Origin of the sequence: Chromobacterium sinusclupearum, from assembly GCF_002902845.1 — a bacterium.
In the GTDB taxonomy this organism is placed as follows: Bacteria; Pseudomonadota; Gammaproteobacteria; order Burkholderiales; family Chromobacteriaceae; genus Chromobacterium; species Chromobacterium sinusclupearum.
In genome coordinates this window covers 17,572-42,557 of the sequence record NZ_PPTF01000017.1, presented here as the reverse complement: position 1 = coordinate 42,557, position 24,986 = coordinate 17,572, and the positions used below count along the sequence as shown (strand labels likewise).

Sequence of the window (24,986 nt, the reverse complement as noted above, 5' to 3'; positions counted from 1 at the left end):
CTGAGGTCAAGCAGCGCCGGCGCGAAATGCATCGCGAGGTGCAAAGCGGCAGCCTGGCCGGCAAGGTGGCCAAGTCGTCGGTGGTGGTGCGCAATCCGACCCATATCGCCGTCTGCCTGCGCTACGAAGAGGGCGAGACCCCCTTGCCGCAGGTCCTGGAGTACGGCCGCGACGCGCTGGCGCTGCACATCGTCAGCCTGGCCGAGAAACAAGGCATCCCCGTAGTGGAGAACGTGCCGCTGGCGCGCGCGCTGTTAGCCTCCACCCGGCCTGGCGATTACATACCGGAGCCTTTGTTCGCCGCAGTGGCTCAGGTGCTGAGCCTGGTTATGGATGCGATGGAGGATGGCGATGAGGCTTAGTCGAATCCCGTGGCGCAGACTGGCGCTGCTGTTCTGGGCCTTATGCGGCCTGAGCCGTATGGTTTCTGCCGAGGGCTTGCAGTGGTACGTCGTCCCGCCTGGCGGCGATGGGCCTTCCGCCATGGCGCCGCTGCCAGCGTCCCCGAAAGCGATGCCCGCGCCCGCTTCCCCCTCTGGAGCGGAGGGGAAGTCCTTGCGCTATGGTGAGCTGATCGACGACGTGGCGCAGCGCTACGCCCTGGATCCGCTGCTGGTACACGCGGTGGTGGAAACGGAATCGGCTTATCGGCCGGAGGCGATATCGGACAAGGGCGCCATTGGACTGATGCAAGTGATGCCGGCAACCGGCATGCGCTTCGGCCAGCGCGCGCTGACCGAGCCGCGCGCCAATCTGGAAGCCGGCGCCGCCTACCTCAGCTGGTTGATGCGCCGTTTCGATGGCCGCCTGGAATTGGCGCTGGCCGGTTATAACGCAGGGGAGGGCGCGGTGGCGCGCTTCGGCAATGCGGTGCCGCCGTATGAGGAAACCCAGACGTATGTGCGAAAAGTGATGGCGCGCTATGCCCGCTTGCGCGGCGGCGCCCGCCCTGATGTCCCGGCGTCGGACGTGCCTGCCGCCGCCGTGGCGGCAGCCCGGCGCGCGGGCAAGCCGAAGGGCGCTATTGGCGGCGTGGGCGATATGGGACAATTGTGGCGCATCTTCACCGGCGGCTCGAATGCCGGCGGAGCGAACGGAACCTGATGAGAGACCCTATGCCGAATCTGCCCTGGCGCTCGTCGCTGCCATTCCGTCTGGCCTTGGTCCTGGGCGGGGCCATCGCGCTGTTCTGGCTGCTCAGCGCCAGCGCGGTGCTGTTTCTGGACTTCAAGGAAACCCGCGAGGCCTTGGCGCACAAGGTGGAGGCCATGACCCGCAGCGTGGGGGAGCAGCAGAGCGCAGAGCTGAGAGGCGCGGCGCGCGACGTGATGACGCTGTTCAATTCCTGGCGAACGCTGGACGACAAGACGCAACGCGGCGACAAGCATTATCTTGTGACGCACTATGTCCTGCTCGATGAGACGCGCAGCGATCCGCCTGCCCAGGTGCGGCGCGCCATGGATTTCGTCGAGTCCTACGGCAGCAGCGGCGTGGGCAAGTTCGTCGATACCTTTGTCGTGCTGGATAGCGGCATCGTGATTTCCAGCGCCAACAGCTCGCGTCGCGAAACCGCCCGCCACCTGGAAGATTTGTACAAGCTGCGCGATTCGCCGCCGCGCGCCGGCCTGGTGTGGGGGCGTCCTTATCAGGCCCTTGACGGCGGATGGCAAGTGGCCGTCGCCGCGCGCGATCCTGCGACCGGCGCCATGGTGGGCGTGACGGTGCATCTTTCGCTGCGCTTTGCCCTGGAGTGGCTAAGCAAGACCGACGACGGCGCCCTGATCTGGCTGGGAGAGGATGGCTGGCCGTTCGCTCCGCTGCCGGCAATTGCGCCGACCGGCTTGATAGAGCAGCTGCCGGCTTGCAAGAAGCCGTTCATCCAGAGCATGCAGGGGGTCAGCATCATCTGCGTCAACGTCGAGCCTACCGGCTGGCGTCTGATCGAGATCTATCCAACAGAGCGCATCACCCAGCGTGCGCTGGCGGAGCTGCCCAAGCATCTGCCGGTCGCATTGCTGTCTTTGCTGGGGCTAGTGGTTTTGCTGTATGTCGTGCTGCAGCGCAGTCTGGGGCGCACGCTGTCCAATATCGTGCACATCATCAGTCCGCAAGAGGCGGTGAGCAAACAGCAGCGTCTGCCTGAGGAAAGGCAGGACGAACTGGGACAGATCGCCCACGCCTACAACCGGCTGCTGGACGCGGTGCAAGCGCAATACGCCGAGCTGGAAGCCAAGGTGGAGGAGCGCACCGCGGAGTTGAACGAAGCGCGTTGCCGCGCCGAGCGGGCCAATGCCAATAAGAGCGAGCAGCTCACCAATATCAGCCATGAGATCCGCACGCCGCTGAACGGCATCGTAGGCGCGCTCAGGCTGCTGGGGCGCACCGAGTGCGACGCCAATCAGCACGATCTGGTCGATACCGCGCTGAAGTGTTCCGGCCATCTGCTGGAAATCATCAACAACCTGTTGGACTTTTCGCGGATCGAGTCCGGGCAGATGGTGGTGACGCTTTCGCTGCAAGACCCGCTGGCGTTGATAGACCAGGCCATGTTGACCGTGCAGCTGCCGGCGCAGGACAAGGGCCTGGCGCTGCGTTGTCTGGTGGATTCGAGTTTCCCGTCCCAGTTTCTGACCGATGGCCTGCGCCTGCGGCAAATCCTGATCAATCTGCTCGGCAACGCCGTCAAGTTCACCCAGGAAGGGTGCGTGACCTTATCGGCCTGGAGCGCCGATGGCCGGGTCTGTTTCAGCGTGCGCGACAGCGGGCCGGGCATTCCGCCGGAAAAATACGCTGAGGTCTTCATCGCCTTCCGCCAGTTGGAAGGCTTTGTGGCAGGCAGCGGGTTGGGGCTGCCCATCGCGCGCAGCCTGGCTCAGCTGTTGGGCGGCGATCTGCGGCTGATCCCGGTGGAGAGCGGCGCCTGCTTTCAATTGGAGCTGCCGCTGGGAGAGGCGAGTCCGGGACGAGTGGCCGACTGCGGTCCCATCGCGGCGCCGGAGCGTTTGCATCCGCAGCTGCGCGCCTGGGGCTATGCGCCGCAAGCCGGCGACAATCCAGCCTTGGACGCGCCGGAGCTGGCTTTCCTGCCCGCCCGGCTGCGCCAGCATCTGGAACCAGATCGCACGCCTAACATTAGCCTGAGGGAGGAGGCCTTGCCCGTGTCGCCGTGGTCGCTGAACGTGCTGCTCGTGGACGATGTCGACACCAATCGCGACATCGTCGGCCGCATGTTGCGCCAGCAGGGGCATCGGGTGTGGGAGGCGGCATCCGGCGAGGACGCCTTGGCCCTGGGGCGCGCCCATGTGTTCGATCTGGTGCTGATGGATATGCGCATGCCGGGCTTGTCCGGCGGAGAAACGGTTGCGCTATGGCGGGATGAGGCCAGCGGCATGCTAGACCCGGATTGCCCCATCGTCGCCCTTACCGCCAATGCCCAGCCTGGCGAGCGCGAGCGGCTGCTGGGGGCCGGCTTCAATGAATACCTGACCAAGCCGGTATCGCCGGAGATGTTGGCGCGGGCCTTGGATTTCGCCGCCGATCAGCAACTGGCCCGCGGCATGGAGCTGGAGCCTAATGCCGGCAGCGAACAGCCGCTGTTGGGCACGGACCCGGCGCTGCTGTCGCGCGTGGCGGCGGACCTGCGCGAATACTATCGACGCCTGGGCCAGGCGTTGGAGGCGCGAGACGAGGCCGAGTGCCGGATGCTGCTGCACACGCTCAAGGGCCTGGCCGGCCAGGCGGGGCTGGATCTGCTGCGGGAGGCGGCGGAGCACTGGGAGGCTTTGTTGAACCAGGGCGATGCCTTGTCGCCTGGCACATGGGAAGTGTTCGGCCGCCTGATAGAGAGCGAGCTGGGCGCCGATTGACGCCGCGCCGGCCGCATCAGTATTCCAGCACCCCCAGCCGGCGCGCCCAGTTGCTCAACTCCGCGGCATTGTGCGCATCCAGCTTGCGCATCAGGTTCAGCCGGTGCGTTTCCACGGTTTTCAGGCTGATGGACAGCAGCTCGGCGATATCGCGGTTGCGGCGGCCTTCGGCCACCAGCTTCAGCACCTGGCGCTCGCGCAGCGTCAGCGGCGTGTCGCCGGGCATGGGCGCGCGTTCCGCCGCGTCCAGCGTTTCCAGCTTCAGCGCCGGATCGACATAGCTCTTGCCCAGCGCCGCGTGTTGCAGCGCGGCCAGCAGCACCTGTTGCGGGCTTTGCTTCAGCACATAGGCCAGGGCGCCGGCAGACAGCGCGGCCCTGCCGCGATGCTCTTCGGTGGAGGCCGTGACCACCACGATGCGCAACGCTTCCCAGCGGCGGCGCAACTGGTGGATCACGTCGATGCCGTCCATGCCGGGCAGGCCCAGGTCCAGCAGCACCATGTCAGGGGCCAGGCGCTGGCAGGCCTCATACACCGCCAGTCCATCGGAAACGGTGCCGACCACCTCGTAACGCGGCTGGCTGGCCAGCAGGTTGCGAATGCCGTCTATCAGCAAGGCGTGGTCTTCGACGATCAGGACGCGAAGCGCCGAGGCGGAAGCTAGAGTCATCACCGTCAATCCTTTTATTGTTCATTGTCGAATGATTATAAGCGCATTTCAGGTGTGCACCTGATGCGCGGATGCGCCGCCCCCCGGCAGCATAGGCGACATGAACAGAACACTTGATCCCGCCGCCGCGCTGCATTGGCTGGCCGCGCGTCTGGCCCGCCCGCAGTGGTCGCTTGCCGATACCGTCGTGACCGGGCAATTGGGCGAGCGCGCCGCGCGCGCCCGCCGCTTCGATACCGGATTGACGGTGGCGCTGACGCTGGACCGCTCGCCGCGGCAGGCGGCAGGCGCTTGCCTGTTGCTTGCCGCCACGCCGGAGGCCGGCGATGACGCGCTGTATCTGTCTGGCGACAGGCTGTGGCTGCTGCGGCGGTATCCGGTGGCATTGACCGAAGTGGAACTGGACTTGCTGTTCAAGCAGCAGCAGGCGATGGCCGCGCTGCTGGCTGCGCGGGAACGCGCCGCTCCCGTTCCGCTGCCTATTGCCGGGAGGTATGCATGAAAGCCCCGATTCTGATCGCCGCCGCGCTGGCGTCCGCCAGCGCGGGCGCCCAGCCCATTCCTTGGCGCGGCCAGCCTTTCTTCGTGTCCAGCCGCAATACGCCGCTGGCTTCCGTGCTGAAGGACCTGGGCGCCAATTACGGTTTGCCGGTGGTGGTCAGCCCCAAGATCACCGAGGCCTACGCCGGAGCCTTGCGCGACCAGCCAAAAGGAAAGGCGCTGGCCGAGCTTTCCCGCTTGTATCAGCTGCTGCCTTACTACGATGGCAACTCGCTGTATGTCTACAAGGCCCAGGAGGTGGACCAGGCATTGCTGGCGCCGGCCTATGTCGGCGCAGACCAGTTGTCGCGGTTGATCGCGCAAAGCGGGCTGCTGGATGGCCCGGCCTGCCGGCTGCATCCGGTGGGCGCGTCCAATTCGCTGCAAGTCAGCGGCGTGCCGGTGTGCCTGACCCGGGTGAGTGCGTTGGCCAAGCAACTGGACGAGCAGAATCTCAACCAGGAGCAGAACAAGGAAACGGTGGCCATCTATCCCCTCAAGTACGCCAGCGCCGCGGATACCAGCTATTCCTACCGCAGCCAGACGGTGACGGTGCCGGGCGTGGTGTCGGTGCTGCGGGAGATGGCGCAGGGCCGGGCGCTGCCGCTGCCGGACAACAAAACGCCGGCGCCGGCCGATGCCAGCGGCTTGCCGACTTTCTCCGCCGATACCCGGCAGAACGCCGTGCTGATCCGCGATCGCCGCAAAAACATGAATCTGTATGCTGATCTGATTCCCAAGCTGGACCAGCGTCCGACGCTGGTGGAAATCTCGGTGGCCATCATCGACGTGGACGCCGCCGACATCAACGAGCTGGGCATAGACTGGTCCGCATCGGCCCGCATCGGCGGTGGCACGGTCAATTTCAATACCGATGGCGGCCTGGCTTCGGACAGCTTCTCCTCGCTGGTGTCCAACTCCGGCAACTTCATGTTGCGGCTGTCCGCGCTGGAGCAGAAGTCCAAGGCCAAGATCGTGTCCCGTCCGTCGGTGGTGACGCTGGATAACGTGCAGGCGGTGCTGGACCGCAGCATCACGTTCTACACCAAGCTGGTCAGCGAGAAGAACGCCAAGCTGGAGTCGGTGACCGCCGGGGCGCTGATGCGCGTCACGCCGCGCCTGATTCATGAAACCGATGGCGACAAGGTGCTGCTGACGCTGAACATCCAGGATGGCCGGCAGGACAAGCCGATCAGCCGCGCCGAACCGCTGCCGCAGGTGCAAAACGCCGAAATCGCCACCCAGGCCACGCTGAATCTGGGCCAGGGCTTGTTGCTGGGCGGCTTTGTCCAGGACGAAAACATCGAAGGCGTGCGCAAGATTCCGCTGCTGGGCGATCTGCCGCTGATTGGCGGGCTGTTCCGCAGCACCACCAAGAGCGAGCGCAACGTGGTGCGCCTGTTCCTGATCAAGGCCGAGCCGCGGAAGTTGTGAGGTTGTCATGGAAGCTGCATTCAAACTCAAATTGCTGAACGGCCCTTTGGCGGGGCGAGAGCTTTTCCTGCCCGAAGGCGCGTTCACCGTAGGCGATGGCGACAGCGATCTGTCGCTGCCGCTGGAAGGCGGGGGAACGGCGACGCTGGAGGTTTCGGCCGACGCGGTCATGCTGTCCAGCCCGGCCGCGTGCTGGGTGGACGGCCGGCGCTGCGCGCCCGGTCCCTTGCCGCAGCGGCGGGCCGTCGATCTGGCCGGCGTGCATCTGGTGCTGGGTCCGGCCGACGGCGAGCTGGGCAGCCCGCCGGTGCCTCCGCGCGGCGGGGCGCATCGTCGCGCGGCGGCGGTGCTGCTGGCCGCGTTGGCTTTGGCCGCCGCGCTGGGGTGGACGCTGACGCCGGCCGCGCCTGCGCCGCCGCCGGCCCCGCGCGCTTGGCTGCCGCAGGCGCTGCGCGCCGAACCCGGATTGACGGCGCGCTGGCTGGGCAGCGATGTGCTGGAGCTGACCGGGCGCTGCCGCGACAGCGGCCAGTTGCTGACGCTGACCACGAGGTTGCGCGCGGCCGGCGTCCGTCTGCGGCAGGAAACCGTGTGCGACGACGAGCTGCGGCGTTCGGTGCGGGCGCTGATGGCGAGCTATGGCTACCCCGATGCGACGGTCACGCTGGATGCGGCGGGCCATGCCGACATCGACGGCCCGGTGGCCGGCGATACCGCCACGCTGGCGGCTGCGCTGGATAAGCTGCCGGGGCTGGTGGGCTGGCGCCTGTCCGACCGCGGTGCCGATGAGCTGGCCGCCTTGTTGCCGAGGCTGAAGGCCGCCGGCTTGCTCGCCGGCCTCAGCGCCGCGCGCGGCGACCAGGGCTGGTTGCTGTCCGGCCAATTGGACGAGGCCCGCCAGGCGCGGCTGGCGGCGTTTCTGCAAATCGTCAATGCCGAGCCGGGCCGGGCGCTGCCGCTGCGTTTCGTCGGCGCAGCCAGCAGCGCCAAGGCTGCCGACTATCTGCCCGCCGCCATGGCCGGCGTGGGCGGCAACGCCGAGGCGCCATACCTGCAGCTGGCCAACGGTATGCGCCTGCTGCCGGGCAGTCCGGTGCTGCAGGGCTTGCGCGTGGCGGCGATAGACGCCGATGGCGTATCGCTGGCCGGTGCGCGTGAACTGATATTCCTTCCTTTGCACAGTTGAGGCTAGACATGCACACCCTGACCGAACTGGAAGACCGCCTTGCGGCCGATGCGTCCGGCCATCAGCGCCGGGCCTTGCTCGAAACCTTGAACGCGACGGTGATGGCGCTGGGACGGGCGCAGCGCGAGCCGCAGAGCGCAGAGCGCTACGCCAGCCTGGAGCGGCAGCGCCTGGCCGCCCTGGCGGCGATGCGGGTGGTGGATACGGTATGGAGCCGCTTGCACTCGTAGCGAGTTTCATTTTCCCCAATTCAGGTGATGACCTGATGGGGTCATGGCTGACCCCGCGTGATGATGGTCCCACCAAGTCAACCAAGGAGTGCGCGATGTTCAGTCTGCACATCATCCTCGCCCCGCAAGCCGGCGCGTTGCGCTTGGACGGGAACGACACCGCCGTAGAGCGGCCTGGCTTGTGGCTGATGGCGGGCGGCGCGGCGTTCGAGCTGCCGGCCTCCGCCCGTTGCTACAGTTTTCCCGCTTCTTGTCTGCAGCCGGTTTATCGGGAAATGCAGCCTCTGCTCGCCGACCATGGCGGTTGCGCGGCGCCGAACACGCCGTACGCGGTGCCGGCGGATGAGGGCCTGCTGCATGCGGTGGCGCAACTGGCCGATGTCGACGACGAGACCATGCTGCGTTTCGTCCTGGCGTATTGCCTGGCCATCGATGGCGAACGCTGCGCCGCGCTGCTGCGCTATCTGGTGGCGGCCGACATCGACCTTTTCGATTTCATCCACCGCCACCGCCTGGAGCCCTGGCCCATCGCGCGTTACGCCGACGCGCTGGGCCTGCCGCCGCGCAAGTTCAACCAATTGTTCAAGGAAAAGTTTGGCATGTCCGCCAAGCACTGGCTGCTCGCGCAGCGCCTGGAGCATGCGCGCGGCTTGCTGGAGACCACCACCAAAAAGGTGATCGATGTGGCGCTTGAGTCCGGCTTTTGCAATGCCGCGCACTTTTCCGACAGCTTCCGCCGCCATTTTCAGATGTCGCCCAGCGATGTCCGCCGCGAATCCCTGCCGCTTACGCTGGCGCCGTCGCTGCTGTTCTGAAGGAGATTCACATGAACATCGACTCGCTTGTCGCCCAGATGGGCAGCCAGGTCACCCGCTCCGCCAACGACGCGGAAGCGGCGATGAACGCCAATGTGCAGAACGATCCGCAAGCCATGCTGAAGTCGCAATACGCGCTGCAGCAGTACTCGGTGATGATCGGCTACGAGAGCTCGGTCATGAAGGCGGTCAAGGACATGATGATGGGCATCATTTCCAAAATTGGCTAAGCGCGCCAGCTGGATCAGGAGAAGACCCATGAACGCCTCTCACCCCATCGCGCGCACCATCGTCGAGGCTGGCTTTGCCGCCGTCAATCACGGCTTGCGCGCCGAAATGCACGACATCCTGGCCGCGCTGCCGGACTGGCTGGACGATGCCGACCAGCTGGCGCGTTGCGAAGCCCTGCTGCTGTTTGGCCTGGGCCGCCATAGCGCCGCCGCGGCCAAGCTCGCCGGCCTGCCGGATGACGATTGCGCCCCGCTGCGCGCCTTGCTGAAGTCTTCCTCAAAGGAGTCCGAATCATGACTATCGAAGCCATTACCCATGCCCTGGCCGCCATCGCTCCCCTGGGCGAGGCCGAGCCGGCTCAGCCGAGCCAGTCGGCGCAGCAACGCTTCGCGGAACTCTTGAACAACCCCAAGGCCGCCGACGAGCCCGGCGCGCTGTTCGCCGCGCAAAGCGCGTTCAATGAATTGGCCGTCGGCACCGAACTGACGGCTAAGGTGGCCGGATCGCTGACCCAGTCCATCAACAAGCTGGTGAACATGCAATGAAAACCTCGCCATGGGTCCTGCTGCTGCTCGTCTTGCCGCTGTTGGCCGGCTGCAAGAGCGAGCTGTACAGCAAGCTGGACGAAACCGAGGCCAATCAGATGCTGGCGCTGCTCATCTATAACAAAATCCCTGCGGAAAAGCAGGTGGGCAAGGACGGCGTCTCGCTGCGGGTGGAAGAGGACCGCTTCGTCGATGCCGTCGAGGTGCTGCGCCAGAATGGCCTGCCCAAGCGCAAGACGGTGACCATGCAGAACCTGTTTCCCAGCGGGCAGCTGGTGTCTTCTCCGGCGCAGGAAGAGGCCAAGCTCAATTATCTGAAGAGCCAGCAGCTGGAGAAGATGCTGGGCAGCATGGACGGCGTGATCACGGCCGAGGTGTCGGTCGCCGAGCCGCGCGCCGTCGATGGCGAGGCGCCGGCGCCGTCATCCGCCGCGGTGTTCATCAAGTACAGCCCGGAGATCAACCTGCCGGCGCGCGGGGCGGAAATCCGCGCCTTGGTGCGCGACGGCATTCCGGGGCTGGCGGCGGATCGCATCACGCTGACGCTGCAACGCGCCGAATACCGCTACCTGCCGCCGGCGCCCGTCGCGCGCCAGACGCCATGGCCAGCCATCGCCGCGGCCGGCGGGACAGCGCTGCTAGGTGTGTGCGCCGCCGTGGCGATGTGGCGGCGCCGTCGGCCGGGAGTCGCCGGATGAGCCCGGCGCTGCGGCGCTTGTATGCGCTATGGCATCAGCCTGGACAAGACATGGATGTTGCCTGGTGGGCGGCGCTGGATCTTGCGTCCTGGCGCGAGCCTTACGCGCAGCAGCCCTTGCTGCGTCCGCCGCTGGACGATTTGATCGCCCGCCGGCTGGGGCAGGCGGGGGCCGCGCCGCCGTTGCCGGCTATCGCCGAGCCCTTGTTGGCCGATGAGCAGCGTCGCGAGGCCTTGTGCATGGCCTTGGGACTTTGGGCATTGCGTTGCCCAGACTATGTCTTGCTCAAACCGTACCGCGAGGCGCTATCCAGCAGGCTGGACGGCAGGGCGCTAGCGCAGTTGCAGGCATTGCTGCCATTGGAAGGCACGCGCGCCGATCTGACGCCGGCCATGTTGCCGGCACGAGCCTGCGAGATCGGCGCCGCCTGGCTGGCGGACGCTGCGGCCCCGGCGCTGCGTCTGTGCAGGCTGCTGTGGCCGCCATCTGCCTTACTGGCGCCGCCGCAGCCGGTGGAGCCGGTGCTGCAGAAGCTGCTGAGGTGGTTATGAACAATCCTCTGAACCTACCGGTCATTCTGTTGCCAGGCCCCATGCCGGCAGGAACCATAGTCTCCGCCGCAGAGTTGGCCGCCAGGCGCGATCAAGCCGCAGCGCTGGAGGCCTTGCATGCGGCCGCGCGCGAGGATGCCGAGGCGCTCCGCCGCCAGGCTCAGGCAGAGCTGGAGCAGGCGCGGCGCGAAGCCGAGGCCTTGCGCGAGGCCGCCAGGCAGGATGCCGCCGCCATCCGCCACCAGGCGCGCGATGAGGCCGTGGACGAAGCCGTGCAATGGCTGTGCTGCGAACAGGAGATGGAGCAATTGATCGCCCGTGAACTGGCGCAGCGTTGGCGGACGCTCACCGCACGCGTACTGGATGAGGTGCTGGGGCAAAGCGACCAAAACCAATTGCTGCTGCGCCGAGTGGAGCGCAAGGTGGCCGAATTATTGCCGCGTGGACGCGTCACGCTTTGCGTGTCGCCCTCTGCGCTGGCCGCGGCCACCCGCGCCTGGGCAAGCGCGCCGGAAGTCAAGGTGATGGCCGATCCCGGCCTGGCGACCGGTCAGGCCAGGCTGGACAATGGGCTGGTGCGCGTCCATCTGGACGAACCCGCGCACCAGGCCAGGGTATTGCAACAACTGGCGGGAGAGCCAGGGAGGGTAGCGCATGCTTAGACTGGATCAGATCAGCCCCGGCGGCGCGCTGGGCAATGTCGAAGACAATCTGGCGACGGCGCGTTATGACCGCGCCGCGCCAACCGAGTCGGTTTTGGCGCTGGCGCAGGCTGAGTTGCTGGAATTTGAAAGCGACGCGCTGGCGGAAACCCAGGAGGACCTGGGCTTCGCCCTGGGCGGCAGGCTGCGCGACACGCGGCGCGGACCGGCCGGGCAGGACAATGTGCGTGGCCGCGTACTGATGCAAAAGCTGGTGGCGGAGTTGGCCGCGGTGGAGGCTGCGGACTTGGACAGCCTGCTGTCCGGCCCGCAGGACTGGTTGCGCGCGCCGCAACTGCTGGTGGCCTTGCAGTCGCAAACGCCGGACCCAGGCCGCGCCGCCTTGCAGCTTGCGGCCTGGCTGGCCCGCGGCCGGCCTGACCCGCGGCTGCGCCGCCGATTGGAGGAGGCGCTGGCCAGCCTGGCCGAGGACGATACGCTGGCGCTTTCGTTGTTTGGCGCGCTGGAGTATGGCGCGCCCACGCCGGCCCTGCGCCAGGAATTGACCCGCCTCTACCATCGCGCCAGCGCGCCCAAGCAGAAGCTGTCGCAATGGCTGGAAGCGCTGGGCGAGCGCGAAGGGCGGCAGCGCAAGCTGCGCGTCATGCTGAGCGTGCTGTCCTATGAACTATCGGCTAGCGGGCAACCTATCGTCGGCAGCCATCTCGCCGCCGTCATCGGCGATCTCAAGCAGTTGTTGCGCATCCTCGGGCTGGAAGCGCATTGCGACCAGGCCGCCGCAGCCCTGGCCCTGCCGGAACTGCGCGGCGAGGCCTTGCTGGCCAGCGTGGTGACGCTGGTGGAGCAGGTTTGGGTCAATGCCGACAGCGTGGCGGAAGCGCTGCCGCCGCTGCCGGATGGCCAGCGCTACCGCGTGGCCCACGCCTTGGGACGTTTGGTGCAACTGCTATCGGACGATTGCTTTGGCGACGCCGAGCAGAAAACGCAACTGGAAGACGCGATTGCCGAGCTGCGGGATCGCAGTCTGGATTGAGCGTTTGAACGGTTGACCGAGACGGATTGAACGGCCGTGGCTGAGCCAAGGCGGCGTTCGGTCAATTCTGTTCCATGCATAAGGTTGAAGCGGCAGGCGTCTTGCCTGCCCAAATTGGAAAAGGCCGGATGCCCGTCAATGCGATGGATTGCATTGGGACTTCCGGCCAGATTAGGCGGGCTGCCTCATGTTCCGGTCAAAACGGAATATCGTCGTCCATATCGTCCATGCGCGGAGCCGGCTTCGGCTCCTGGCGGCGCGGCGCGGCCGGGGCTTCCTGGCGCGGGGCCGGGGCGTTGTAGCCGTAGCTTTCTTCCATGCCGCCGCCCATGCCGCCGGAGGACGCGCCCATTTCGCTGCGGCCGCCTTGCAGGCTCAGTTCGTTGACGCGCACATCCGGGGACAGGCGCTTGTTGCCGTCCTTGTCTTGCCACTCGCGCAGCGTCAGCTGGCCGTATACGGTGACTTGCTGTCCCTTGGCCAGGTAGTTCTTCAGCGACTCACCGCGCTTGCCCCACACCTGGCAGCTGAACCAGTTGGTGCTTTTGCGCTCGCCGAAGCCGATGTCGCTGGCCACGCGGAACGACAGAACGGGCTCGCCGCTCGGGGTGTAGCGCAGTTCGGCGTCGGCGGCCAGGCGGCCGTCAAAGGTGATGCTGTTCATTCAATTCTCCGGATAAGTTCATACTGCTTGGCCTGCGCCGCCTGAGCGGCCCTGTCTTGCGCGGGGAGGGCGAGGTGGCCGCTCGCCAGCGGGTTCGACCATGCTATCCAAACCGGCGCGCCGTTTCATGATTGCGCAGGTCAAAAGGCCAGATCGACCGTCATGCGGTAGATCGGGCGCGGGCCGAACGATTGGGCGGTATTATACACGGCAATCGCGCCGGCTTTGGTATCGATCAGAACGATGGCGGTTGCGCCGCCATCGATGCCGCTGCTTGGTTCGGCGCGACGTGCCGATAGTGGCAAGCTGCAATATTACCGCAAGCCGCGCGGCGCGTGATGGCGCGGTGTGGGGAACCCGCCGCGCCAGAGGCGGTCTCTTCGCAATCAGTATGAAAAGGATGAAAGCATGATCAAGAACGCGATGGTGTCTACTTTGGTGGCCGCTAGCCTGGCAGGTCTGGGCGGTTGCGCCAATATGAGCGACACGCAAAAGGGCGTGGGCGGCGGCGCGGCGATTGGCGCCGGCGTGGGCGCGGCTATCGGCGCGCTGACCGCCGGCGGGCATACCGGCCGCAGCGCGGCCACCGGCGCGGCCATCGGCGGCCTGATCGGCGCGGGCAGCGGCTACCTGTGGTCGCAGCACATGCAAAAGCAGAAAGAGGCGATGGAGCAGGCGACCAAGGGCACCGGCATTGATGTCAGCCAAACTGCCGATAACCGGCTCAAGATCAATATTCCCAGCGACGCCTCGTTTGATTCCGGCAAATATGCGCTGAAGCCCAGCCTGAAGCCGGTATTGGACAAGCTGGCCGCCACCCTTAAGCAGAATCCGGTTACCACGGTGAGCATCATCGGCCATACCGACAGCACCGGCAGCGATGCGATCAACGGCCCGTTGTCGATCAACCGCGCCAAGGCTACGCAGGATTATCTGGTGTCGCGCGGCGTGGCCATGGGCCGCATCGCCATCGATGGCCGCGGTTCGCGCGAGCCGGTGGCGGACAACGGCTCGCTGTCCGGCCGAGCGATGAACCGTCGCGTGGAGATCTTTGTGGCAGAGCCGGCCCCGCAACAGAAGTAAGCCGTCTGTCTGGCGGGAGGCGTCCGCTTATTCAAGCAAGACTCTCCGCCGCAGCCGTTTTCAAACCGCCTGTGACTTTTGTCGCCGGCGGTTTTTTTCATTCGTGAATGCTGCCGATGTGATGCGCTAAGGCGCCATGCCATGGTCAGTTTGCAAATTCAGCCCGCTTGGTCCGGGTGCCGATGGCAGTCCAGCAGATGGTCGTTGACCACCCCGCAGGCCTGCAGGTAGGCGTAGATCACCGTGCTGCCGACGAAGTTCATGCCGGCCTTTTTCAGCGCCTTGCTGATGCGGTCGGATAGCTCGGTCGAGGCGGGACATTCGGCGTGGCTGCGCCAGCGATTGACGATGGGCTGCCCATCGACGTGCGCCCACAGCCAGTCGGCGAAGCTGCCGTGTTGGCGTTGCATCTGCAGAAATACTTTGGCGTTGCGGATGGCGCTGCGGATTTTCAGGCGGTTGCGCACGATGGCGGGGTTCTGCATCAGCCGTTCGACGTCATCGTCGGTCATCGCCGCCACTCGTTCCGGATCAAAGCCGTGGAAGGCGTCGCGGTAGCCTTCGCGCTTGCGCAAGATGGTGATCCAGGACAGTCCGGCCTGCGCGCCTTCCAGCACCAGCATTTCATACAGCTTGCGGTCGTTCCGTTCGGGACGCCCCCATTCCTCGTCGTGGTAGGCGGTATATAAAGCATCGTCGCCACACCATGGGCATCGTTTGGTATTTTTCATGGCATATGCAGTAGAGCGTGGATTGGCAGGCCGGCATTCTGGAGGCTGCGCGCTGCGAAAAGGCCGGTCAACGTTGGTTGGAGCAAATTGGCCAGCGGCGGGTTTCGCGTCAAGCGGCTAGTTGCGCCGGCCTAGTCTGAAAGTGTACGCCGAGTGGTTGTAGGAGAGCCAGGCAGAGCAGGCCCTGATCGTCCGGAAATAGCTGCAGTTAGATTGTTAGCGTGGTCCTGAGTCTGTTCGGGTCGACTCAAGGGCTGGGCGTCGACGCGCAGGCGATCTGCTGGCGGAATGGCGAGACGCAGGGCGGCGTCATTCAAGGCGACGGATGGCCGCTTGTGCTGGCAAGTATGTCAGCCTATACATGGTATTACGCGGTGCAAAGTTACGCGAATGTCGTAGCGGCGGGCGGAGGAGGTGATGCTGCGCAGAGAAGCCTCTTACTGGTGGCCAGAGGCCGAGTGCATAGCGTTGAAACCGCTGCGGTATTGCCTGGAAGGGGATGATCAGCATGGAGCTGAAGCCAAAGCGGTTCTTGATACTCGATGACCAATTGGTATTGCGCAAGCTGATCTCGCGCCAAGCCAGCTTCTTCAGCCGTTTCGCGGTGGAGATAGACGAATTCAGCGATCCGGCCGAGGCGTTGCGGAGCCTGGTGGAAGGCGGCTATGACCTGGTGATCACCGATATCGGCATGCCCGGCATGAACGGCATCGATTTCATCAAGAACGTGGCGCAGCTTGGCTACCAGTCCGCATTGCTGATCATTTCCGGCTACGACGGCAAAACGCTGCAAACCATCGCCGACATGTCCAGCGCCCTGGGCATGTCTTGCACCCGATTTCTGACCAAACCGTATTCGGCGGAAGCCTTTGTCGCCACGCTCGACGATATCTTCAATGAAATGGAAAGGCTGCTCCCGCTGGATCCGTTGGATATCGAGCAGCTATTGTCGATGATAGGCGAGGACGACTATAGGCTGGAGTTTGCGCCGGTGCTTACGCTGGCGGAGCGCAAGCTCAGTGGTTTTCACCTGGCTGGATTGATCCAGAATGGCAAGCGTTATCCGATGGACTATCTGCTTTCGCGGCTGGCCGGCCGGAGGATGGCGTCGGCCGTCATGCTGGAAACGGTGGTGGAGCGGATAGCCAAGCTGCTGGTGGATATCGCTCGGCATACGTCTTTTGCCGAGTGCCCAATCAGCGTGCAGATCGATGAGGCCTGCCTGCGCGCGGAAAACGTATTCGACCATTGCTACATGGTGCTGCAGCAATATGGCGTCGCGGCCCGGCGCATCGGCTTTGAGTTGACCGATGGCTTGGGCAGGCACGCAGACGCGGTGTGCTTCGAGAATATCGCCAAAGTTCGTTATCTGGGATTCCGCTTGCTGGCGGGAGAGTTCGGGCAGGGCGCCCTCGCGGTGAGCAATTTGTTCAAGTTTCCATTCGACCAGCTTAACGTGCCGGTGGAAACCTTGCGTTGGATGCGGGTATTGCTGGGAGAGGATGCGGGCGCCTTTCGCCTTTTGCGCTATTTCGGCTTGTCGCAGGCCGCTGTTTGCGCAACGCGCATCGATAATGAAGAGAGCCTGGCGTTGGCGCGATCGCTTGGGTGCGTCAGCGGAATGGGTCAGTTTCTGGGCGCGGCCATCCCGGAAGGCGAGTTGGTCGCGGCGACCAGAAGCATTTGGGGAAGCAGTTCTGCTGCGGATGGCGCGGTATCCGTTACTTGAGGAGACGCGATGATTTCGGTCGATTTGGTCCGCTTGCGCATTTTGATCGTCGATGACCAGACCTTGGTGCGCACGCTGATTTCGCAGGCTTTGCAGAGCATGGGTGTCCGGCAGGACCATATTTATCAGGCCGCAGATGGTACCGCCGCGATGCGGATGCTGGATATCCGCATGGTCGACATCATTTTGTGCGACGTGCAAATGCAGCCCATGAATGGCATGGATTTGCTCAAGGAACTGCGCTGCGGCCATACCGCCAATGTTTCCAATTTGCCCTTCGTCTTTTTGTCCGGCCATGCGGACCGCAGTAATGTGATGATGGCCAGCCAGCTGCACGCCGATGGTTTCGTCGTCAAGCCTCCTAAGCCGGCCGATGTGGAAAAGGCGATCCAGACGGCCCTGCAGCGGGCGCGGCCGGAGATCGATCCATTCAGCTACTATCACATCTCCACGGGCACGGATTATGACAAGAAAGTCTTTGGCCGGCTGTTCGAGACGAGGACGCCCATCGCTCACGATGGGCCGGAAGAGAGCTGCCTGACTTTGGACAAGGTCAAGCCAGGCGCGCTACTGACGCGCGACCTGCGCAGCAGGTCGGGGCATCTGCTGTTGCCGCGCGGGGCCACCATCTCCGCCAACCAGTTGTCGGTATTGAAGGATTACTCTGAGCGTTATGGCGTCGCGCAGATTTTTGTGTTGGACAATTCGGAGACAGCGGTCAATCCGGTTGTGAGAAGCTAGCCATGACCCGGATTCGGCCGCAGCATAGTCAAGCAAGCGCGATAGGGCGCAGCGTGTTGGTCATCGTGCTGTTGCTGGGCATGCTGCAAATTGGCGTCATGTTGCAGCTGCAGATCGCGTCTTGGGAACGATATCAGCAAGCCAGCCAGTTGACCGAATGGAGCGGCGATGCCGATCTGCTTTACCGCTTTGCGGAAGCGCAGCTGAGCGAAAGCGGACAATTGCGCGCCTTGCTGCTCGGCAAGCCGCCTACCGCGGACCAGCAAAATCGGCTGGACCAGCTGGGCCGACGGGTGGACGAGGATTATTTCGCGCTGGCCACGTCTTTGCGCAAGAGGCAGAACGGCCGGATCGAGGAAAAATTGATCCATCTGCAGCAGACGCTGCGCCAGTTCCAGCAGTTGCGCGCGCTGGCCGGCGAAACCTGGCGTGCCCACACAGGTCCCAACGAGGCCTTGACTACCCGGCTTTATGAAGAAACGCGCGATGTTCAGGAGCAGGTGCAGCATTTGCTGAGCGACGCGGTGGTTTCCATGGCGGCGAGCGGCGATCCGCGCATCAATAATCTGGTGTGGTTGCGGCAGGATTTGTGGATGTCCGCTTATTGGCTGCGCGCCAATGCGCAATCACTGGTATTGCGCATGATGTTGGGGCATAGGCTGGACCGGCACGTGGAAGAGGATCTGGCGCGCCGTTTGGCTGCCGGGATGCTGACCTTGGACAAGCTCAGGCCCCGAGTGGACAGCGTGCAGGATCCGAGCTTGTCGGCCAAGTTCACCACGCTTGCGCTGCTGGCGCAGCGGCAACAGTTGTTGGCGCAATTGCAGCTGGATCAATTGGATGGCCGCTTGCAATTCGCTCAGGCCAATAACTTTTCTCTCAATCTGGATCGCTTGACGGAGGCGTTTTCGCAGACGCTGCAGGATGTGTCCGGCCATACTGCCGCCGCGGCCCAGGCTAGCCTGTCCGATGCCAGGCGCGAGCTGCTGCGAGCCGGCTTGTTCGCCTTGGTGGAAATCGTGTTGCTGGGCTTCCTCCTGTACGTGATGGTGCGCAAGGTGCTCAAGCCGCTGGACTTTCTGCAGCGCATGCTCGACGTATCCGGCGATGCGATGCTGGTGATCAATCAGAGCGGCGCCATCGAAATGGCCAACGAGGGCGCCGGAAGAATGTTCGGCTACTCGATGAGCATGTTGGCGGGCATGCCCGTCAAGCAGCTTTTCGTGATGAACGATGAGTTGCATTCCGTGTTGTCTGCCTTGGAAATTCAGGAGGGGCGCTCGCTGCAGGTAGAGGGAATGGGCAGTGGCGGCGAGCATTTTCATGCCTTGCTCACGATAGATCGCTATCTGGACGGGAATAACCGTCCTTTGCACATCTTGATCGTGCGGGATGAGCACAAGCGCAGGCTGGCTGAAGCCTCGCTGGAGCGCAGCGTCGAATTGCTGTCGGTCATTTCGGAAATCGAGGCTTTGCTGCTTTCTCGCTCATCGCGCGAGGCGGTGTTTGCGCGCTTGCATGATACGTTCCTGGATTTCACGCATTCCGAGCAGTGTGTTTTGGTGGCCTGGTCGGCATTGGACAACAGCGACGAGTCCCTGCGCTTGCAGGCCGGGGAGTGGCCGGATTTTCTGCCGCAGATACAGCAATTGTCGATGGCCGAGGCGCCATTGCCGGCCCTGTTCCGCAGCTTGTCGGCGCAACCGTCCTGGGTCTCCTTGCCGGTGATGCTGGCCGGAGAGGTGGCGGCGGGGGTGTGCCTGATGCGGCCAACGCTGTCGCAGCTCGGCATCAGCATCCTGCCCTTGCTGGGCGCCTACGCCAATATCCTCGGTTTTTACGCGGAGGAAGACCGCCGTAAGCTGTCTGAAGCTCAATTGCGCGCGGTGTTGCAAGAGGAAGAGGCGGTGTACTCCGCTTCGCCGGTGGGCTTGCTGCGCTTGAACGAACACTTCCAGATCACCCGCGCCAACCTCACCGCGGAAAGCATTTTCGATGTCGGCGATGGATACGGCTTGTCCGGCATGCACTTGATGGAGCTGCTGGCTTCTGAGCATGGCTGGTACGAGCTGGCCGAGCAGATGTCCAAGATGCAGCAGGAAAACGCGCGCATCCACTGCGAGCTGGAGTGCTTGACCGGCACCGGCCGACCGATCTGGGTGCTGTTCGAGGGGCAGCTGTTGTTCCCGGACGCCGCCGAGTCGGTGATCATTCTGGCCTGCTTGGACATCACCGAACGCAAGATGGCCGAGTTCGAGCTGCGCATGGCGCGCGACCAGGCCAATGCCGCCAACCGGGCCAAGAGCGCCTTCCTCGCCACGATGAGCCACGAGATCCGCACGCCGATGAACGGCGTGCTCGGCATGCTGGAGTTGCTGGCGATGACGCAGCTGGACGCGGAGCAACGCGATACCGTGTCCACTATACAAGACTCTGCCAATACCTTGCTCAGGCTGATCGACGATATTCTCGATTTCTCCAAGATCGAAGCGGACCGGATGGAAATCATCCCCACCCGGACGGCCGTGCAGCCGTTCATGGACAGTCTGCGCAGCCTGTATCAGGAGAATGCCAACAAGAAAGGCCTGGCGCTGACGCTGACGCTGGACGACAAGCTGGCGCCGACGCTGGTGATGGATCCGTTGCGGGTGCGGCAGGTCTTGCAGAACTTCATCAGCAATGCCATCAAGTTCACCTCCGGCGGAAAAGTGGATATCCGGGTGAGGGTGATGGATACCGTCGCCAATTACCAGGTGCTGGCATTTGAAGTCGAAGATACCGGCATCGGCATGTCGCAGGAGCAGTTGAGCAAACTGTTCCAGCCATTCACCCAGGCGGATTCCGAAACGACCAGGCGTTTTGGCGGCACTGGCTTGGGGCTGGCCATCTGCCGGCGGCTGGCCGGTTTGATGGGCGGGCATGTGGAAATGGAAAGCGAGCCAGGCAAGGGCAGCTGCGCGCGCCTGCTGCTGGAACTGGAGTGGCTGGCGGAGCAGGTCGAGCCGGTGGTGCTGCCGGAGCAGCGGGTGCCTTTGGAGTCGGTTTCCGCTCCTCTTGCCAGTGGCGGCGCGTCTGCCGGCGTCGAGAAGGGTTATCCCATTCTGTTTGCCGAGGACAATCCAACCAACCGCAAGCTGACGCTGAAACAGCTGGAAAAGCTAGGCTACCCGGCGGACTGGGCGGAAGACGGCGACCGCGCCTTCAGCAAGTGGCTGGCTGGACGTTATTCCCTGATTCTGACCGATTGCCACATGCCTGGCATAGACGGCTATCAACTGGCCCGGCTGGTGCGCGCCTATGAGGCGTCGCATCCCGAGTGCGGCCGTATTCCCATCGTCGCCTGCACCGCCAACGCCGCGAAAGAGGAGGTGGACAAGACGCGCGAGGCCGGCATGGACGACTTCCTCACCAAGCCCTTGTCGATTCATGCCCTGCAATCGACCTTGAGCAAATGGATGCGGTCTGTCGGCGACTCAGGAGAGCAGACTATCTTGCCGCCGGAGGCCGCCATGGAGCCGTTGCCCCAGTCAGCTGGGCAGGCAGGCGCGCAAGACGGGGAGGATAACCTCTCAGTGCCGATCGACCGTAGCGTGCTGCAGGTCTACAGCAACGGCGATTTGAGCATGGAGCTGGAGATCCTGCGTGAGTTCCAGACCGGCAACCAGGAGGACGTGGCGGCCTTGCGCGAGGCGCTGCAAAGCCGGGATCCGGACAAGATCGGGTTTGCCGCCCACCGGATCAAGGGCGCCAGCCGCATGGTCGGCGCCAATGACCTGGGCGCGGCGGCGGAGGCCGTGGAAAAAGCCGGCAAGGACCGCAATGTCGAATTGGCGCATCAGGCGATGCTGAAGTTCGACGAGGAACTGGCGCGTTTCGAGGACTGGCTCACAGCCCAAACCGAGGCAGACTTGGCCTGAGGACGCGCGGCGCTTAAAATCCGCTGCATGACGCACTCAACCGTATCGCTTTATCCCTTGCTGGAGCAGGCGCTGTTGTGCCGCGACGTCGAGGAAAAGCTGTCGCTTGCCGAACGGCTTTTCCAGGATTGGCGCGCCGGCTCGCTGGCCCGTCTGGCGGCAGCCGATCCCTACGCCTTGCCGGAGGCGGGGCGGCCGGAACGTCCCGAGTTGGTCCACCCCGCCAGGGTGCCGCGGCGCGGCCTTTCTACCCGTCAGGGGCATGGCGCCTTGCTGCACGCCATCGCCCATATCGAATTCAATGCCGTCAATCTGGCGCTGGACGCGGCCTGGCGCTTTCGCGACATGCCGGACGGCTTTGTCGACGATTGGCTGCGGGTGGCGGCGGAGGAGGCCGGCCATTTCCGGCTGCTGCAGGACAGGTTGCGGGAGCTGGGTTTCGCCTACGGCGATTTTCCGGCGCATGACGGCCTGTGGGCGATGACGCGCAAGACCGATCATGATGTGATGATTCGCATGGCCCTGGTGCCCAGGGTGCTGGAGGCGCGCGGGCTGGACGTGACGCCAGGCATCCAGCGGCGGCTGGCCGCCATCGGCGATACGGCCAGCGTTGCCGTGCTGGACATCATCCTGCGCGACGAAATCGGCCATGTGCAGATCGGCAACCGTTGGTTCTGCGAGCTATGCCGGCAGCGCGGGCTGGAACCACAGGCGACTTTCCGCCGTCTACTCGATGAGTACGCGATGCAACTGCATCCCGGCGACTACAATCTGCCCGCGCGCGAAGCCGCGGGTTTCTTCGCCGATGAATTGGCGGCGCTGGCCCGGCTGGGCGAGCAGCCGGCCGACGCCTGACTTTTTTATCTGGATCACCTTAATGAAAAATCTGATCATTCGCCTGCGCGGCAATCGCAAGTTCGGCATCGCGATGTTGCTGGCTTCCACCTTGTTATTCATGGCGATGTCCGTGCTATGGCGCGGCGGCGAGACGGAAAGCCTGTTGCTGCGACTGCTGTGCCCAATGCTGCTATTGCTTGCCATGGCGGGGCAGTTGCTGTCTTTGGCGGCGTTGTTGCAAAAACCACGAAAATAAAACGGCTTTAAAAAACAGCGGCTTAAAGTTGCGGCGATGCGTCAGGCGGGCTTGACGCTGAATGTCCACCCGCGCATAATCGCGGCCGAATAAGCCTCAAACAGGCTCCGCTATGGTGCGGGGCCTGTCGTTTTTTGCACTTGCGGAGCGTCTGCATCATGGAGCACCAGGTATTCCTGCGTAAGCTGGAAGCCAATGCGCTGGCAGCATCGGATTTCAATCATCAAGCCCACCTGTACGCAGCCTGGGGCTATCGTCGGGAGTACCCGGCGCCGGAGGCGGCTGCGCGTTGCGCGCATGCGCTGTCGCGCTTCGCCATGGCGAATGGCGCGGCGACCAAGTACAACCACACGCTGACGATGGCGCTGCTGGCCATCGCCTATAGCCGGGTGGAGTCCGACCCGGCGCTGATGGAAGACTGGCAGGCCTTTCTGGATAGCTGCCGCGATCTGGCCCAGGATGCCAAGGCCGTGCTGGAGCAGCACTACTCGTCCGAACGCCTGGCCGCAGACTCTGCCCGCAAGGCTTTCGTCAAGCCGGACCGCAAGCCGCTGCCGGTTTCCTGCCTGCTCAACTGAATACCAAGAAGTCATCACCCAATGATCAAAGCCCCCGAATTGCTGCTGCCGGCCGGCACGCTGGACAAGATGCGCGCCGCCTATGATTTTGGCGCCGACGCCGTGTACGCCGGCCAGCCGCGCTACAGCCTGCGCGCCCGCAACAACGATTTCAAGCTGGAAGAACTGAAGCAGGGCATAGACGAGGCCCACGCGCGCGGCAAGCTGTTCTTTGTCGCCAGCAACATTCTGCCGCACAACAGCAAGATCAAGACCTATATGGCCGACATGGAGCCGGTGATCGCCATGAAGCCGGACGCGCTGATTATGGCCGACCCGGGGCTGATCATGATGGTGCGCGAGAAGTGGCCGGAAGTGCCCATCCACCTGTCGGTGCAGGCCAATACCGTCAACTATATGGGCGTCAAGTTCTGGCAGAAGCTGGGCGTGTCGCGCATCATCCTGTCGCGCGAGCTGTCCCTGGACGAGATTGCGGAAATCCGCCAGGAATGCCCCGACATGGAGCTGGAAGTGTTCGTTCATGGTGCATTGTGCATCGCGTACTCCGGCCGTTGCCTGCTGTCTGGTTATTTCAACCACCGCGATCCGAATCAAGGCACCTGTACCAATGCTTGCCGCTGGGACTACAAGGTGCACGACACGCAGGGCGACGACGCCGGCGATGTGCAGGTGATCCAGTTCGACTTCAACAAGGCGCTGGAAGAAGCCAACCAGAATTTCTCGTCCTGCGGCAGCCAGCAGCGCCACCCCTTGGCGGACAAGACTTATCTGATCGAAGAGGGCAGCCGTCCGGGCGAACTGATGCCCATCATCGAGGACGAGCACGGCACCTACATCATGAATTCCAAGGACCTGCGTGCCGTCGAGCAGGTGGAGAAGCTGGTGAAGATAGGCGTCGATTCGCTGAAGATCGAGGGCCGCACCAAGAGTTTGTACTATGTGGCGCGCGCCGCCCAGGTGTACCGCAAGGCGATCGACGACGCCGTCGCAGGCCGTCCGTTCGACCTGAGCCTGCTGTCCGATCTGGATGGTCTGGCCAACCGCGGCTATACCCCGGGTTTTCTTGAGCGGCACCAGAGCCAGGATTACCAGAACTACCTGACCGGGCACTCCAAGGCCAAGCAGAGCCAGTATGTCGGCGATGTGATCGAAGTGGATGCCGAAGGCTGGGCGCTGGTGGAAGTGAAGAATAAGTTCGCCGTCGGCGACAAGCTGGAGGTGATCCATCCGTCCGGCAACCGCATCATCGAACTGGCGCAGATGATACGCAATGGCGAGTCGGTGCAAGTGGCTGCCGGCAACGGCATGCAGGTGCGGATTCCCGGTTTTGCCGGCTATGACCACAAGGCCCTGATCACCCGCCTGTTGTGATTGCCGCTGTTTTTCGCATTTAAAGGCTGCCGCTGGCAGCCTTTTTGCTTTATCAGTCGGCAGCAGGTGTTGCGTCGGTGTTGCGGGATGGTTGATTGTGGCGGCGCCAGGAAAGCCAGCGATTTCCTGATCGAGTTTTGTTGATGATAATGTCTTGAATCAAAGGCCGGCCAAGCTCGCGCTTAGGCCGATAGATCATCGCGGCGTTGATGATCATAAACGCTAGTTGGCAACAAATAGACAGTGTGTTGATTTTTTTGTGAAGAAACTGGCTTTTCTATTGCAACTCTGCGTAAACCTGATTAAAAAGTAGTTACATAAAAAAATATGGCGTCAAATTTATTAAACGCCACCATCGCATATTGGAGCGAGAGAGAGGAAATCATGATGCAAGCAGCCCGCCCTTGGCCTGACTGTTCCCCATCCTGCCGCGCCGGTTCCCCCGCGTTTGCGCTTCACTCGCCGCCTCGTTTCCTGCATAGCCCGCCCGCTTCTTTCTGAACCGTTCCGTCTATCCGTTCACTCCGGCGTCAAACCGCTGACAGCACCTCTCCGCGCGCCTGAAGCAAGGCGTTAACGCAGACAACGCAATGGTAAGCCAAGGCTAGCCAGCGCGGG

General features: G+C 63.7%; 28 protein-coding genes. 23 read left to right on the top strand and 5 right to left on the bottom strand.

From position 1 onward, the window contains the following. From C2134_RS04880 to C2134_RS04870, 3 genes are all read left to right on the top strand, one after another. A partial coding sequence (locus tag C2134_RS04880; RefSeq protein ID WP_199179876.1) for an EscU/YscU/HrcU family type III secretion system export apparatus switch protein occupies positions 1-362 on the top strand: 362 nt, incomplete at its 5' end. A gap of 193 nt (positions 363-555) precedes the next feature. After that, positions 556-1,104 carry a lytic transglycosylase domain-containing protein gene (locus C2134_RS04875; protein WP_199179875.1) on the top strand — a complete coding sequence of 183 codons (549 nt, stop codon included), beginning with the start codon at positions 556-558 and terminating at the stop codon, positions 1,102-1,104. Positions 1,105-1,115: 11 nt separating this feature from the next. Then, on the top strand, positions 1,116-3,866 hold the full coding sequence (locus tag C2134_RS04870; RefSeq protein ID WP_158248699.1) for a two component system sensor kinase: 2,751 nt from the start codon (positions 1,116-1,118) through the stop codon (positions 3,864-3,866). A 16-nt stretch (positions 3,867-3,882) separates the two neighbouring features. Here C2134_RS04870 and C2134_RS04865 read toward each other — a convergent pair whose 3' ends face one another. Beyond that, the gene (locus C2134_RS04865; RefSeq protein WP_103317997.1) at positions 3,883-4,536 is read right to left on the bottom strand and encodes a two component system response regulator; all 654 of its coding nucleotides are present in this window, start codon (positions 4,534-4,536) and stop codon (positions 3,883-3,885) included. A 100-nt stretch (positions 4,537-4,636) separates the two neighbouring features. On the opposite strand from C2134_RS04865, the gene C2134_RS04860 reads away from it, so the two are divergent. From C2134_RS04860 to C2134_RS04805, 12 genes are all read left to right on the top strand, one after another. Continuing rightward, positions 4,637-5,038, top strand: a complete 402-nt coding sequence (locus C2134_RS04860; protein WP_103317995.1) for a protein EsaB — start codon at positions 4,637-4,639, stop codon at positions 5,036-5,038. Next, on the top strand, positions 5,035-6,510 hold the full coding sequence (locus C2134_RS04855; RefSeq protein WP_103317993.1) for an EscC/YscC/HrcC family type III secretion system outer membrane ring protein: 1,476 nt from the start codon (positions 5,035-5,037) through the stop codon (positions 6,508-6,510). Before C2134_RS04860 ends, C2134_RS04855 begins: the two co-directional genes overlap by 4 nt. A gap of 7 nt (positions 6,511-6,517) precedes the next feature. Continuing rightward, positions 6,518-7,696 (top strand): type III secretion system inner membrane ring subunit SctD, encoded by a 1,179-nt coding sequence (gene sctD, locus C2134_RS04850; protein WP_103317991.1) that lies wholly within the window; start codon positions 6,518-6,520, stop codon positions 7,694-7,696. A gap of 8 nt (positions 7,697-7,704) precedes the next feature. Beyond that, on the top strand, positions 7,705-7,926 hold the full coding sequence (locus C2134_RS04845) for an EscE/YscE/SsaE family type III secretion system needle protein co-chaperone (RefSeq protein ID WP_103317990.1): 222 nt from the start codon (positions 7,705-7,707) through the stop codon (positions 7,924-7,926). Positions 7,927-8,021: 95 nt separating this feature from the next. Beyond that, positions 8,022-8,741 carry a helix-turn-helix domain-containing protein gene (locus C2134_RS04840; protein WP_071110392.1) on the top strand — a complete coding sequence of 240 codons (720 nt, stop codon included), beginning with the start codon at positions 8,022-8,024 and terminating at the stop codon, positions 8,739-8,741. Positions 8,742-8,752: 11 nt separating this feature from the next. Continuing rightward, positions 8,753-8,971: a type III secretion system needle filament subunit SctF gene (gene sctF, locus C2134_RS04835; RefSeq protein WP_043627551.1), complete on the top strand. Its 219-nt coding sequence runs from the start codon at positions 8,753-8,755 to the stop codon at positions 8,969-8,971. Between the two features lie 28 nt (positions 8,972-8,999). Beyond that, entirely contained in the window at positions 9,000-9,269 is a 270-nt protein-coding gene (locus C2134_RS04830; RefSeq protein ID WP_071110393.1) for an EscG/YscG/SsaH family type III secretion system needle protein co-chaperone, read from the top strand. Continuing rightward, positions 9,266-9,517: a type III secretion system inner rod subunit SctI gene (sctI, locus tag C2134_RS04825; protein ID WP_071110394.1), complete on the top strand. Its 252-nt coding sequence runs from the start codon at positions 9,266-9,268 to the stop codon at positions 9,515-9,517. Before C2134_RS04830 ends, sctI begins: the two co-directional genes overlap by 4 nt. Continuing rightward, on the top strand, positions 9,514-10,215 hold the full coding sequence (gene sctJ, locus C2134_RS04820) for a type III secretion system inner membrane ring lipoprotein SctJ (protein WP_103317988.1): 702 nt from the start codon (positions 9,514-9,516) through the stop codon (positions 10,213-10,215). The genes sctI and sctJ overlap by 4 nt, the downstream gene beginning before the upstream one ends. Next, entirely contained in the window at positions 10,119-10,766 is a 648-nt protein-coding gene (locus C2134_RS04815) for a type III secretion system domain-containing protein (RefSeq protein ID WP_369406775.1), read from the top strand. Before sctJ ends, C2134_RS04815 begins: the two co-directional genes overlap by 97 nt. Then, the gene (locus C2134_RS04810) at positions 10,763-11,428 is read left to right on the top strand and encodes a protein EsaK (protein ID WP_103317984.1); all 666 of its coding nucleotides are present in this window, start codon (positions 10,763-10,765) and stop codon (positions 11,426-11,428) included. The genes C2134_RS04815 and C2134_RS04810 overlap by 4 nt, the downstream gene beginning before the upstream one ends. Next, entirely contained in the window at positions 11,421-12,461 is a 1,041-nt protein-coding gene (locus C2134_RS04805) for an HrpJ domain-containing protein (RefSeq protein ID WP_103317982.1), read from the top strand. The genes C2134_RS04810 and C2134_RS04805 overlap by 8 nt, the downstream gene beginning before the upstream one ends. 196 nt (positions 12,462-12,657) lie before the next feature. Here C2134_RS04805 and C2134_RS04800 read toward each other — a convergent pair whose 3' ends face one another. Both C2134_RS04800 and C2134_RS21480 read right to left on the bottom strand, forming a co-directional pair. Then, on the bottom strand, positions 12,658-13,125 hold the full coding sequence (locus tag C2134_RS04800) for a single-stranded DNA-binding protein (protein WP_043628890.1): 468 nt from the start codon (positions 13,123-13,125) through the stop codon (positions 12,658-12,660). Positions 13,126-13,265: 140 nt separating this feature from the next. Further along, positions 13,266-13,430 (bottom strand): hypothetical protein, encoded by a 165-nt coding sequence (locus tag C2134_RS21480; protein ID WP_158248698.1) that lies wholly within the window; start codon positions 13,428-13,430, stop codon positions 13,266-13,268. Positions 13,431-13,533: 103 nt separating this feature from the next. Between C2134_RS21480 and C2134_RS04795 the strand changes: the two genes are divergently transcribed. Further along, positions 13,534-14,208 (top strand): YiaD family glycine zipper/OmpA-like lipoprotein, encoded by a 675-nt coding sequence (locus C2134_RS04795; protein WP_103317980.1) that lies wholly within the window; start codon positions 13,534-13,536, stop codon positions 14,206-14,208. A 158-nt stretch (positions 14,209-14,366) separates the two neighbouring features. Here the strand turns inward: C2134_RS04795 and C2134_RS04790 are convergent, their stop codons facing one another. Further along, positions 14,367-14,939, bottom strand: a complete 573-nt coding sequence (locus C2134_RS04790) for a DNA-3-methyladenine glycosylase I (protein ID WP_103317979.1) — start codon at positions 14,937-14,939, stop codon at positions 14,367-14,369. Positions 14,940-15,447: 508 nt separating this feature from the next. Between C2134_RS04790 and C2134_RS04785 the strand changes: the two genes are divergently transcribed. The 7 genes from C2134_RS04785 to trhP all read left to right on the top strand — a co-directional run bounded on the left by C2134_RS04785 (position 15,448) and on the right by trhP (position 24,368). Then, complete coding sequence (locus C2134_RS04785; RefSeq protein ID WP_158248697.1) at positions 15,448-16,668, top strand: EAL domain-containing response regulator; 1,221 nt, start codon at positions 15,448-15,450, stop codon at positions 16,666-16,668. 9 nt (positions 16,669-16,677) lie between these two features. After that, positions 16,678-17,409, top strand: a complete 732-nt coding sequence (locus tag C2134_RS04780) for a response regulator (RefSeq protein ID WP_199179873.1) — start codon at positions 16,678-16,680, stop codon at positions 17,407-17,409. A gap of 2 nt (positions 17,410-17,411) precedes the next feature. Next, positions 17,412-21,326, top strand: coding sequence for an ATP-binding protein (locus C2134_RS04775; RefSeq protein WP_103317975.1), 3,915 nt, complete (start codon positions 17,412-17,414; stop codon positions 21,324-21,326). Between the two features lie 27 nt (positions 21,327-21,353). After that, positions 21,354-22,181 (top strand): ferritin-like domain-containing protein, encoded by an 828-nt coding sequence (locus C2134_RS04770; protein WP_103317973.1) that lies wholly within the window; start codon positions 21,354-21,356, stop codon positions 22,179-22,181. A 22-nt stretch (positions 22,182-22,203) separates the two neighbouring features. Beyond that, entirely contained in the window at positions 22,204-22,419 is a 216-nt protein-coding gene (locus C2134_RS04765; RefSeq protein ID WP_103317970.1) for a hypothetical protein, read from the top strand. A gap of 158 nt (positions 22,420-22,577) precedes the next feature. Beyond that, complete coding sequence (locus tag C2134_RS04760; protein ID WP_071110401.1) at positions 22,578-22,997, top strand: hypothetical protein; 420 nt, start codon at positions 22,578-22,580, stop codon at positions 22,995-22,997. A 24-nt stretch (positions 22,998-23,021) separates the two neighbouring features. Next, positions 23,022-24,368, top strand: coding sequence for a prephenate-dependent tRNA uridine(34) hydroxylase TrhP (trhP, locus tag C2134_RS04755; protein WP_103318004.1), 1,347 nt, complete (start codon positions 23,022-23,024; stop codon positions 24,366-24,368). A gap of 52 nt (positions 24,369-24,420) precedes the next feature. On the opposite strand, the gene C2134_RS21475 is transcribed toward trhP, so the two are convergent. Further along, a complete protein-coding gene (locus C2134_RS21475; RefSeq protein WP_158248696.1) occupies positions 24,421-24,585 on the bottom strand; it encodes a hypothetical protein in 165 nt (54 codons plus the stop codon). Positions 24,586-24,986 lie beyond the last annotated feature (401 nt).